General features: G+C 34.8%; 10 protein-coding genes. 3 read left to right on the plus strand and 7 right to left on the minus strand.

The features are described from left to right. Window positions 1-4: 4 nt before the first annotated feature. The 7 genes from ACYQ1E_RS04875 to tsaE all read right to left on the minus strand — a co-directional run bounded on the left by ACYQ1E_RS04875 (window position 5) and on the right by tsaE (window position 7,966). Complete coding sequence (locus ACYQ1E_RS04875) at window positions 5-859, minus strand: tetratricopeptide repeat protein (protein ID WP_459875962.1); 855 nt, start codon at window positions 857-859, stop codon at window positions 5-7. A gap of 1,159 nt (window positions 860-2,018) precedes the next feature. Beyond that, the gene (locus ACYQ1E_RS04880; protein ID WP_459875965.1) at window positions 2,019-2,213 is read right to left on the minus strand and encodes a hypothetical protein; all 195 of its coding nucleotides are present in this window, start codon (window positions 2,211-2,213) and stop codon (window positions 2,019-2,021) included. Between the two features lie 120 nt (window positions 2,214-2,333). Then, window positions 2,334-3,866 carry a SidJ-related pseudokinase gene (locus ACYQ1E_RS04885; RefSeq protein ID WP_459875968.1) on the minus strand — a complete coding sequence of 511 codons (1,533 nt, stop codon included), beginning with the start codon at window positions 3,864-3,866 and terminating at the stop codon, window positions 2,334-2,336. Beyond that, a complete protein-coding gene (locus tag ACYQ1E_RS04890) occupies window positions 3,859-4,593 on the minus strand; it encodes an MBL fold metallo-hydrolase (protein ID WP_459875971.1) in 735 nt (244 codons plus the stop codon). Before ACYQ1E_RS04890 ends, ACYQ1E_RS04885 begins: the two co-directional genes overlap by 8 nt. Then, a complete protein-coding gene (gene cimA / locus ACYQ1E_RS04895) occupies window positions 4,583-6,187 on the minus strand; it encodes a citramalate synthase (protein WP_459875974.1) in 1,605 nt (534 codons plus the stop codon). The genes ACYQ1E_RS04890 and cimA overlap by 11 nt, the downstream gene beginning before the upstream one ends. Next, the gene (locus ACYQ1E_RS04900) at window positions 6,187-7,422 is read right to left on the minus strand and encodes an aspartate kinase (RefSeq protein ID WP_459875977.1); all 1,236 of its coding nucleotides are present in this window, start codon (window positions 7,420-7,422) and stop codon (window positions 6,187-6,189) included. The genes cimA and ACYQ1E_RS04900 overlap by 1 nt, the downstream gene beginning before the upstream one ends. A gap of 55 nt (window positions 7,423-7,477) precedes the next feature. After that, window positions 7,478-7,966 carry a tRNA (adenosine(37)-N6)-threonylcarbamoyltransferase complex ATPase subunit type 1 TsaE gene (tsaE, locus tag ACYQ1E_RS04905; RefSeq protein WP_459875979.1) on the minus strand — a complete coding sequence of 163 codons (489 nt, stop codon included), beginning with the start codon at window positions 7,964-7,966 and terminating at the stop codon, window positions 7,478-7,480. A 453-nt stretch (window positions 7,967-8,419) separates the two neighbouring features. Here tsaE and ACYQ1E_RS04910 point away from each other — a divergent pair, with 453 nt between their 5' ends. From ACYQ1E_RS04910 to ACYQ1E_RS04920, 3 genes are all read left to right on the plus strand, one after another. After that, entirely contained in the window at window positions 8,420-9,583 is a 1,164-nt protein-coding gene (locus tag ACYQ1E_RS04910; protein WP_459875982.1) for an acyl-CoA dehydrogenase family protein, read from the plus strand. Between the two features lie 76 nt (window positions 9,584-9,659). Then, a complete protein-coding gene (locus ACYQ1E_RS04915; protein ID WP_459875984.1) occupies window positions 9,660-11,663 on the plus strand; it encodes an acetoacetate--CoA ligase in 2,004 nt (667 codons plus the stop codon). Window positions 11,664-11,697: 34 nt separating this feature from the next. Further along, complete coding sequence (locus tag ACYQ1E_RS04920) at window positions 11,698-12,837, plus strand: thiolase family protein (RefSeq protein WP_459875987.1); 1,140 nt, start codon at window positions 11,698-11,700, stop codon at window positions 12,835-12,837. Window positions 12,838-12,841 lie beyond the last annotated feature (4 nt).

Below are 12,841 nucleotides of genomic sequence, written 5' to 3' on the forward strand. Positions count from 1 at the left end.
TTAATTATTCACAAACCATTATCTCTTTTAATTTTTTATATTCTTCACATATTCCTAACTCACATGCCTTTTTAAAGTCATTACATGCCAAACTATTTTTTCCTAAGGATAAAAATAAAACTCCTCTATTAATATAACCACTTATATACTGTGGATTAATTTTAATAGCCTCAGAATAACTAGATATTGCATTATCATATTGGTGTAATTTTTCATAGGATAAACCCATATTGAGATAAATATCTGCATCTTTATTATCCAGTAACACGGCTTTTTTCAAATTTGAAATTGCATCATTATATTTACCAAGATGGAATAAAGCATAAGCTAAATTTATAAATCCATCTTTTAAATCAGGCTGGATTTTTACAGCAGCATTTAATTTTTTAACAGCAGAATCATAATCGCCTTTGTCAATATAAAGACATCCAAGGTTGTATTTTATTATTGAGTTGTTTGGTGCAATTTGTTCGACTTGTTTTAGGTCCAAAATCGACTTGTCTATTTTACCAATTAATTTAAAGACAAAAGCCCTTAATATATAATTTTTGATATTTTTGGGGTAAATTGAAATAGCTTTATTTAAGACCTTTATTGCATCATTATATTTTTTTTGTACCATCAAACAATAGGCTTTATTAAACAGAATTGAGGATTTGAAATTTGAACTGCCTTTAAATTTAGTTGTATTTTCTAACTCACTTAACACAAGGTATGCGCCTACATAATCTTTGGCAATAATAGCCTTGTTTACCTGAATCAATTTCTTTTCAAAAGTTGACGTTTTCTTGAGAGACCTTGGCGCAACACACCCAAGCTGTACAAGGATAATAAAAAAAAGTAAGTGTTTTTTACACATTGCCACTCCCAATAATTTTTATTAATTCTGATATAAAAAATAAGTTGTTATTGGACAAAAAAGTGACATAAGTTGTATGGTTAGTCAAGGTGAACTCCAAGATTTGGCTTTGCTAAAAAGGTGCCAGGCAAATAAAACTCATTCCCTGCTTTCTGCCAGAACAGACTCCTATTAACAGCAAATTTTGAGTGTTTCATATTCGTTGAACTATTCTTCTCTGATTCTCACTGTAGATATAAAGTTTTTATGCTATTAGGAATGTCCCCAAAAAGTCCGGTTGTGTTAAAAAATTTGTGTAAATTTTTTATAGAAAAAATTGGCATCATCCTTTAGGGTGAGGTGAAAGGAAAAAATAACCAAAAAAAATATGCCCTATGTCTATATTAGAATGCAAGGTTAGTTTGCCTGAAATTAAAGATTTTATCAAGGACTTAGTTTTAGTTCCTGAGAATATTTTCAAGTTGATAAAAAGAGATATTACGGACCCTATAGGGAAATTTCTGACAAAGATGATGGAAGCTGAACTTACTTTTTTAGGAAGGCAGAAATATGAGAAGATTAAAGGAAAAAGGGAAAAAAATTACAGGAATGGATATACAACTACGACATAGGAAGAATCTCAAGCAATATCAAAATCCAAAGACCTAATTCCATCCAAATATATTTATATTGTAGGAGCAATTCATAAATTGGCCCTACAGAAATTGGCCATATATTATGGGGATTTTTACTGTTGGGTGATTCATAAATAGCACTTACCAGGCTGGATTTCCCGATAAACCATAAAATACCAAAAATAACATTATTACATATTATGTACATATTCCAAATAATTTTGGAATGATATAATATTTTCGCATGTTCTATCAATATTTTTCTATAATTCTTCTCCCAACATACATACATCTGATAACAATCCTTCTCTATATTTAATACGAAATTATCCACATGTATAAAATATGAATCTATGGAAAACAAGATAAAATTAAATATGATCTTTTAACTGTATTACAAATGGTGAAAAATATCCAAGAATTATATTACCCTCTTTTTCTTAATTCAACATGGCTTTTCTTAAAAAAAAGCAAAAAGACTCTATTCAGTTTTTTCTTTTGAATTGCATACAATACACCATTTTCTTTTTCTTTAACTACTTTTATTATATATTCTTCAGATTTTTTATCTGCTTTATCTTTATCGTGTTAAGTTCTTCTACTTCACAATCTAAATAAAAGCTCAATTCACAAAAGGGAACAAAATCCACAAATACCACTTCTTTTGGTAAGGATTTATTGATGCTTTTTATATATCTTGCCATTGTTCTACTATCTACTTTAAATGGAATTTTGGCCATAATAAATTTTATTATGAATAAAAAAAGTGACTATGCGCCTCTTACTCATCTCCTTTCGCCCTTTCCTTCAATACTTCTTATCGTAAAAAAGATTCATCCACTTTATGTATTACATCTCTATTATAGATCATTTATATACTTTGAAGAGATCATTAAGGCTGCTGTGCTTCCAATAAAATCGATTAGCTCAGGAACAGAGATCCTGCCATTAAATTCTCCAAGATGGGGACCTGTTTTTAAGATAATATCCCTCTCCCCTTTTCTTATTTTGGCAAGCTCATCATCGGTTACACCCTTATTTTTTAGAAATCTTTTAAATTCATTGTCATCCATCTCTAATTGATCAGCTGTTCTAAGTATTTCATCCAAATATCTATCAACTCCCATTTCATCAATTAATCTCTCAACAAATTGATCCATCTTTGTAAAATTTAATTCTTCTAAAACATAACCACAGAATCCAGAAAAATAATTTTTTACAACAAGTTCAATTGATTTTTTAAAAAGTTCTTTGTCAAATAGGTTTCTTACATCAACAAAGGATCCATCTGGATTTATTCCCCTTTTTTCAGGACACTTCATCCTAAAATAGCTCCCAATAATGAGAAAAAATGATAACATGTGATTTCCTATTTCAGTGTATAGCCTTCTTTTATTTACTCCATCAAAGCTAATTAGATGTTCAAAATCCCTTATGCCTGATTTACCAATATTTGGATAAAGGGCTGAATCTAGCCACCTATCTAGCCTTCCACCCCTCTCCCACAAATATATTCCTCCATCATCTCGTCTTGTCCTCTGGGTTCTGTTGTGAAATAAGGGGATTACTGATGTGTGGATAATTCCGCTTGCAGTTAGCCTTCCCAAAATGTTGGCGCATTTCGAGATAATATTCAAAAACTCCCCTTCTGGGACATTGTTTTTTGAACCATCTCCATTGGGATAATAAAAATAATCTGGGGACACAAAAAAACAGATACATGGAAGTTTGAAGGACTTAAGCAAAAAGAGATATTTTCCCTTTAAACCAACCTCTCTTGGTATTTCAAATACCTGATTCCACCCACAATTTTTAAGTAATTTAATCCATTTTATCTCAAGTAGCAGGTTCTGTATATCCCCTTGGTCCTTGGAAAACTTAAACACGAGTAACTCTTTTCTATCTTTAAGTTTCCAGACAAAAGACCTTCCCATTTTGGTCCTGGAAATAGGTTCCACTTTAAGTTTCGCAAATAAAATATCATGCTCTATTTTTAAAATATCATCTGAAATCTTAATTAAATTTATATTTGGTCCTTTTATTTTTAATGGAAGTGTTCCCAAAGCAAGGGAAGCTGAAAGAGATGAGCGGTCAATAATATTTAATGAATATCTCTTTAATATATTAAGTGAAAGTCTTTTTTTATTGGCATCTTTTGTTTTTATTGATATATCTCTGAGCAAGTTTGCTGCTTCTCTGTATAAAATAGATGCAAGTTTTTGTGTATCATGACTTTTTTGTTTTAATACTTTTTCCAGTATAAATATTATTGAAGTATCTACTTTTTCAGGTGCTTCTCTTAAAAGTTCTTGAATGTTTTTTAGGACCATGTAATGGGAGGTAAAGCTACCTCCCATATAAGTTAAAATGGACTTTGATGAGTAACTATACATCTATGTCTTTCTCAATTTTATCCCCTATTTTTGAATAGATAAATATTTCTTTATCTAAGGGCATATCTATTTGTTTAAGTTTTATTAAGTGATCGTATCTTCCAAATGTATGCATTGGAATAAATAAATCAGGTTGTACCATTTGTAAAAATTTTATCCCTCCACCAAAGTTTTTAAGTCGTGGATCCATATTTGAAAAACCTATATGAATCTTCTGTAATCTTAATTCCTTTAATATCTCTTCAAAATAGCTTTTTATAAATTCCTTTTCTTCATTTTTTGTATCAGGCCAGATCCATTCAGCTAGGTCTCCTCCATAATAGATGTTTATTCCCTTAAATGAAATAAGATAAGCATTCCCAAGATCATTGCTTTCATAAGCCCTTATTTTTATGTTATCTATATTTACTTCATCTTCAGGTTCCAATATATACGTATTATTTCCAAATCTAGAAGCATAATCTGCATAAATATCATAAGATATAATAAATTTGTATTCAGATGTAAAGGGTGTAATAATATCTTCTATATCTGGATTAAAATGATCATCATGGGAATGTGAAAAAAAGACAAACAAGGGATTTGAATTAAAAGATTTTCTTAATACATCTATACCTAGTTTAGGTAAATGATCACCATGGGGAAGATCAAATAAAAAATTGCATTCTGGAAATTCAACAAAAAATGAACTGTGATATATGTATGTAATTTTAACTCTATATCCCATTTCCCTTTTCCCTATCATCTTTAAAGAGTTTATAAATTACAGAGTCTTGTAAAGCCTTCCAACTGGCTTCAATGATATTATAAGATACACCAACAGTAATCCACCTTTGTTTTTGGTCTCCAGATTCAATAAATACCCTGACCATAGACGCAGTGCCAGCAAATTCTGGGTCTTTTGGTGTGAGTACACGAACCTTGAAATCTAAAAGTTTCATCTCCTCTAGGTTGGGATAAAATCCTTCAAGTGCTTTTCTTAAGGCTTTATCAAGGGCATTTACTGGTCCTTTACCTGTGGCAGCTGTATGAGAAAGCTTTCCACCAACGCGCACCATAACAGTTGCTTCTGATATTGGCTCTTCAATCTCCTTTTGCCTTGCATCAAGCACCCTGAAACCAATTAATTCATAATATTTTCTCACCTTCCCCAATGTTTTATACAAAAGGAGCTCAAAGGATGCTTCAGCAACAGAGAATTCATAACCAAGCATCTCCAGATTTTTTACCTCTTCCAATAGTTCTAATACAATTGGATCTTCCTTTTTTAGATTGAGTCCAAATTGTTTTGCCTTAAAGATTATATTACTTTTGCCTGCAAGATCAGAGAGTAAAACCCGTTGCCTGTTTCCAACCTTTTCAGGTGGAATATGTTCATAAGTCCTTGGATTGGACATAATAGCACTAACATGTATGCCGCCTTTGTGTGCAAATGCAGACTCTCCCACATATGGTTGTCTTTTAAAAGGAGAGAGATTGGCAATTTCTGCAACAAATCTGGACAATGATGTAAGTTTTTTTAAATTGCCCTCAGGAAGGCACTTAAGACCCATTTTTAACTCTAAATTTGGGATAATTGAGCATAGATTAGCATTTCCACATCTCTCCCCATATCCATTAATTGTGCCCTGCACATGTCTTATGCCAAGATTCACTGCAACAATAGAATTTGCAACAGCGAGTTCTGCATCATTATGGACATGAATACCATACTCTGGCTCTGGAAATTCCTTTAATACCTGCTCGATAATTTCCTTTAGCTCCATTGTGAGGCATCCACCATTTGTATCACAGAGCACAATGCAGTCACTTCCAGCCTCATATGCCTTTTTTATGCAGGCCATTGTATATTCTTTATTTTCCTTATAACCATCAAAAAAATGTTCTGCATCAAAAAATACTTCTTTGGCCTTATTTTTGGCAGCTTTAATTGAGTCATAAATTATTTCCAGATTTCTATCTAAGGTGGTTTTTAATGCCTCTTTTACATGGATATCCCAGGATTTTCCAACCAGTGTAATTACCTCGGTCTGGGCATCAAGGACCTTTTTAAAGGAGTCATCAGAACTCACATTCAGCTTTGGGTGATGTGTGCTACCAAAGGCAGCTATCTTTGAATGCTTGAATTCATAGTTTTTGATTTCTTTAAAAAAGTTTTCATCTGTAGGATTAGAAGATGGCCATCCACCTTCAATATAATCAATCCCAATTTCATCTAATTTTCTTGCAATTCTGATCTTGTCTTCAGGGGAAAAATTGACTTCTTCTGCCTGAGATCCGTCCCTTAAGGTAGTATCATAAATAAAGACTTTTTCTCCCATTATAGGCTCTCCATCTGGGGTTCTTTGTCCAGACCAAATGCTTCATGCAATGTTCTAACAGCGAGTTCTGTGTATTTTTCTTCAATTAAACAGGATATCTTAATCTCTGATGTGCTAATCATCAAAATATTTATATTTTCAGATTTTAATGCACGAAATGCAATTGCTGCAACTCCAGAATGGTTTCTCATTCCAACACCAATAACAGAGACCTTTGCTACATTTTTATCATATAATATCTCTTTTGCACCAATCTCGTCCTTAATTCTTTCTATTATTTTTATAGCATCCTCCATTTCCTTTCTGCTGACAGTAAAAGTTAAATCAGTTCTACCTTCATGGGATGGGTTCTGAACTATCATATCTATAACAATATTGTGGTTAGCAAGGGGCTCGAAAATAGCTGCAGCAATCCCAGGTTCATCATAAACCCCTGTAAGTGTAATTCTTGCCTGATCTTTGTCATAAGCTATTCCTGACACAAGTACTGATTCCATAACTTCATCCTCCTTTACAACCAACGTGCCTGGCTCATCTGAAAAAGTAGATCTAACATGTATTGGCACGTTGTATTTTTTGGCAAATTCTACAGACCTTATCTGTAGTACCTTAGCACCCATTGACGCCATCTCCAACATCTCATCATAAGCAATCTTGGAAAGCTTTCTCGCTTTGGAACACACATTGGGATCTGTTGTATAGACACCATCTACATCTGTATATATTTCACAAATTTCTGCATTTAAGGCAGCTGCCAATGCCACTGCAGAGGTATCAGAACCACCCCTTCCCAGGGTTGTTAGATTTTGCTGAAAATCGCATCCTTGAAACCCTGCCACAACTAAAACATCATTTGTCTTTAATAATTCAAGAAGTTTATCTGTGTCTATATCGAGTATCCTTGCCTTACCATAGGCCTTGTCAGTGTGAATTGGGATCTGAAATCCCAATAAAGATCTGGCCTTTATGCCTGCATCTTTCAAGAGTAAAGAAAAAAGGGCTACAGCTACCTGTTCTCCTGTTGTTAACAATACATCCATTTCAGCTGGATCTGGCTTTTTAGAAAATTCCATTGCCAGTTTTATTAATCTGTCAGTTTCCCCTGCCATTGCGGATAGCACAACTACAATTTTATACCCTTTTTTTAATTTTTTCTCCACCTTGGCCTTTACTTGTTTCATCCTCTCAAGTCCAGCGACTGAAGTTCCCCCAAATTTTTGTACTATAATTTTCATGGGTTGCCTCACTCCTTTTTTCCCTTTTATTTCAACCGATATTTTTTATAACTTGCTATCCTCGAACAAATTTTTCCTTTTTATCTAAAAAATCTAACAATGGGAAAAATTTAGATCCTTTGAGTTTAATCTCCATAAATCTTCTCTTTGCTTTGAATTTAAATTCAATTAATAGATGTTCCAAGGGCCAATAAACTTTAGGTAGTCTTTCACACCACTCCACAAACACAATATTATCAGGAGAAGAAAGATATTCCAGAACTTCTTCTTCTAAATCCACACACCTATATAAGTCAACATGAATTACCTCTGGTTTAGTGGGATAGATATTAAATAAATTGAAACTGGGGCTACTTACTTCTGCTAGCTCTGAGCCAGGCAACATTTCAACAAAGAATCTGACAAATGTTGTTTTCCCTGTTCCAAGCCCTCCTTGTAAAAGATACTTTCCATGACCAATTAATGAGCTTTTTTTTGCCAATAGGTGTGCGATTTCCCTTAGTTTACAAATGTCTGTTATTTCAAATTGTCTCGCTATATACATTTTTTATTCTGTACACACTTTATAAAGTTACTTAATAAAGTTACTTACCAATTTAGAGTTGAAAATAGTACCAACATAAGTAAGTTTTTAAACTTTTTTGTCACCAGTTGCAATCTTAATTTTTTAGAAATCAATATAAATTAAATAAGACTCTTCATTTGGTTAACTTAGTCCTTTGAAAAAACTAGAATTACAAACAATGGACAAATCATTTTATAAAAAAGAATCAATTTTACTATATTTTTTTTAGTCTTTACTTTTTAATTCTATTATCATATAATATAGCTATTCCTAATTATAATATTGAAATTTTGAAAATTCTAGAGACTGAATTGTTATGAAATTATCAATTTGTGCTGTATGCACAAGGAGGTGTAAGAAAAGGTGGGAACAACTGAACGTGCGCCCTTTCAATATTTCTTTTAAACTTAACAGGTTGAAAGGAGGTCATTAATGGATGTCTATTTTATGGAAAAGGAACATCACTTGTTAAAGAGCAGTGTGTATGAATGGGCCAGGGATTATCTTGGTCCAATTGCAGAGGAAATTGATAGGACTGATAAATTTCCTGATGATATTTTTAAACAAATGGGAGAGTTGGGACTTTTAGGCATTACCATACCGCAAAAATATGGTGGAGCTGGGATGGATATCTTATCAGCTTTAATCGTGGTTGAAGAAATCTCAAGAATTTCTCCTGCAGTAGCCCTGTCCTATGGGGCACATGCTATTTTGTGTGCTGATAATATCTATAGAAATGGAACAGAGGAACAGAGACAGAAATATCTTCCACCCTTATGTTCTGGAGACAAGATTGGTGCCATGGCATTAACTGAGCCAGGTGCTGGTTCTGATGCTGTATCTATTAGTACAAAAGCGACCTTTAAAGAGAATTGCTACCTCTTAGAAGGTTCCAAGACATTTATCACAAATGGTCCTATTGCTGATATCCTTGTTGTATATGCCAAAACAAGACCTGAGTTAGGATCAAAGGGGATAAGTGCATTTATAGTTGAGAAGGAATTTCCAGGATTTTCTGTTTCCAGAACCCTTGAAAAAATGGGAATGAGGGGCTCTCCAACTGGTGAGCTCTTTTTTGATAAGTGTGTTGTTCCCAAGGAAAATTTGTTGGGCAAGGAAAACCAAGGCGTGGCAGTAATGATGTCTGGACTAGATATTGAGAGGGTATTTTTTTCAGGACTCGCAATTGGACTTGCCCAGGGTGCATTTGACCATTCCGTAAAATATGCAAAAGAGAGAGTCCAATTTGGAAAACCAATTGGAAATTTTCAACTCATTCAGTCCAAATTGGCTGATATGTATACGCAAATAGAAAGTAGTCGTATATTTTCTTATCATGTAGCTCGTTTTGCCACTGACAAAAAAAAGAAAGGTCATCGAGAACTCCATAAAAAGGCTGCAGCCTCTGTCCTCTATGCTGGTGAGATGTGTAATTATGTTGCTTCAGAGGCTGTCCAAATACACGGAGGCTACGGCTATACTCTAGAATTCCCTGTTCAGCGGTTAATGAGAGATGCCAAGTTAATGACCATTGGTGCTGGAACTTCTGAAATAAGGCGTCTGATTGTGGCTAGAGAAATTCTTAAACTATCTTAAGTAGGGATAATTTTTGATATTATTGGCAAACACTTTTTACATAACTTAATAAAGTTGTCAAAAAGAGAGGGAAATTATGAATCAAAACCAAATTGTTGAAGGCGCTCTTCTTTGGGAGCCCTCAGATGAGTTAAAACAAGAATCAAACCTGACCCATTATATGAAATGGCTAAAGGATACCAAGGGTGTGGAGTTTAAAGACTACCAAGATTGTTGGAAATGGTCTGTGACAAATATAGAAGAATTCTGGGAATCTATTTGGAACTATTTTAAAGTAAAGGCTCATAAACCATGGCAACATATTCTTAAAAATAGAAAAATGCCTGGAACAAAATGGTTTGAAGGCGCTGAAATTAATTTTGCCCAGCAGGTCTTTGAAAAGTCACACCTAAATACCCCCTGTATGATTTTTAAATCTGAAATTTCTTCATTAAAGGAAATATCATGGGAAGAGTTAAAACAACAGGTTGGCGCCCTTTCACTCGCCCTAAAGGAGATGGGAGTTGAACCTGGGGATAGGGTGGCGGCCTTTATGCCAAATATTCCTGAAACAGTTATTGCCTTTTTGGCCTGTGCTAGTATTGGAGCAATCTGGTCTAGCTGTTCTCCTGATTTTGGGGCTAAGAGTATAATTGATAGATTTAAACAAATAGAGCCCAAGGTGCTTTTTGCAGTGGACGGGTATAGGTATGGGGGAAAGGCCTTTGAGAAAATTTCTATTGTAAAGCAACTGCAAAATGCATTGGATTCTTTAGAAATAACAGTATTGGTTCCATATCTTAACCACAAGGCAAAATTAGACAGGGGAAATGTCAGGCTTTGGGATGATCTCATTAAAAAGGGAGCAGATCCCTTTTTTCATCCAGTTTCCTTTGATTTTCCCCTGTGGGTCCTTTATTCCTCTGGAACTACTGGACCTCCCAAGGCAATAGTCCACTCCCATGGTGGGATCTTATTGGAACTTTTTAAGGTCTTAGGTTTTCATGTAGATTTAAAGCCTTCAACGAGGTTTTTTTGGTACACAACTACTGGTTGGATGATGTGGAATTTCTTGATTGGGGGTCTGCTACTTGGAAGTACTATCATCTTATATGATGGTAGTCCTGCCTATCCTGACTTAAATGTGCTATGGGACTTTGCTGAAAAGACCAAAATGAATGTATTTGGTACATCTGCTGGTTATATTACCACATGTATGAAACAAGGGCTCATTCCACAAAAATCATACGATTTAAAAGATTTAATTTCTATTGGTTCTACTGCGTCTCCACTCCCTCCTGAGGGTTTTAAATGGGTATATGACAATGTTAAACAAGATGTATGGCTGGCCTCGGCAAGCGGCGGTACGGATGTGTGTACAGCATTTTTGGGAGGATGTCCTCTGCTACCTGTATATGCAGGGGAGCTCCAGTGTCGCTGTTTAGGAGTTAAGGCTGAGGCATTTGATGAAGCAGGAAATTCAATTATAGATCAAGTGGGAGAATTAGTAATAACTGAGCCCATGCCTTCAATGCCAATTTACTTCTGGAATGATCCTGAGAATAAAAAATATATAGAAAGCTATTTTAATGTCTATCCAGGAGTGTGGCGTCACGGAGACTGGGTAAAAATAACTCAACGGGGAACAGCGATAATATACGGAAGATCAGATTCCACTTTAAATCGTAAAGGAATTAGAATAGGGACAGCAGAAATATACAGGGTAGTGGAAGATATTGAGGAAGTGGTTGATAGTCTTGTTGTGGGCCTGGAGTTAGAAGGTGGTGATTACCATATTCCATTATTTGTGGTTTTAAAAAATGGTCTTACCTTAGATAATCACTTAAAGAAAAAAATTAATTCAAAAATTCGGGAAAGCTTCACTCCCAGACATGTGCCTGACAATATAATCCAGGTTCCTGCTATCCCCTATACATTAAATGGAAAAAAGATGGAAGTACCAGTTAAAAAGATTTTAATGGGCTTCCCTTTAAATAGGGCAGTAAATCTTGATGCTCTATCTAATCCTGATTCTATTAATTTTTTTATTGAACTTGCCAAAGAGTTTAAGGACAAATTTCCATTAAAAAAATTTTCATAATTTATTTTAACAGGTTATCCAAAGGAGGAGGATAATGCGAAAAGTAGGAATTGTGGAAATAGCCATAAGACCAGGCACGGAGTCGCCTGAAAATCTTTTAAATCAGGTATTTGGAGTGTGTAAAGAGGTCATGGACAAGGCGGGACTGTCCAGAGAGGACATTGGGACTGTGGTGAGTGCAGCTTCAGATGTTTTTCATGGAGGAGTTTCCTGTGCCAACGCATATTATTGGGACTCTGGTGCTGCTTTTTTAAAAAATGGATCACGCCAGGACGGAGAATCTCTCTTTGCCCTGTGGTATGCTACCTTGAGAATAGCCTCGGGTCACTATGATACAGCCCTTGTTGTTGGAATTTGTAAGGGCTCTGAAAATCCTGAAAATGATTATATTACCCATTACTTTACTGACCCATTTTATCAAAGACAAATTGGATTAAATGAAAGTATAGCTGCAGCGCTGCAAATGCAGATGTATCTAAATTCTACTAATGCAAGTGAAGAAGATTGTGCTGCTGTGGTGGTCAAAAATTTAGGAAATGCGCTAAGAAATCCATATGCCCATAAAAAGGGTAAAGTAACAATTGAAGATGTTATGAACTCTGGATATGTGTATACACCTTTAAAAAAGATGGAATGTGGACCTAAATCTGAGGGAATTGTGGCATTGTTATTGGCTTCAGAAGAAAAAGCTAAAAAATTGACAAAAAAACCTGTATGGATCATGGGTTTTGGAACAGCAATGGACAGATTTTATTTAGGAGATAGGGACTTACTAAAAGGGCAACTTACTAATGCAGCAAAAATGGCTTACCAAATGGCCAATATAAAAGACCCACTAAAAGAGATCGATTTGGCAGAAATTTGCGAGCCCTATGCTTTTCAAGAGTTACTTTGGTATGAAGAACTGGGATTTTGTGAACCAGGACAGGGGGCAAAATTTCTTCAAAGTGGAACAACTCAAATGGATGGTGAACTACCTGTTAATCCCTCAGGAGGAACTTTGGCAAATAATCCCTATGTAACACGGGGATTGATCCGTGCAGCTGAAGTTGCACTCCAGATCAGAGGAGAAGCTGGGGAACATCAAGTGGATAAACCAGTTAAAAAAGGACTGGCCCATGGAGTGCATGGTTTTGCAGGACAATGTCATTCAGTGCTTATTTTGGGAGCATAATAAT

This window comes from Desulfothermus naphthae, assembly GCF_054657475.1.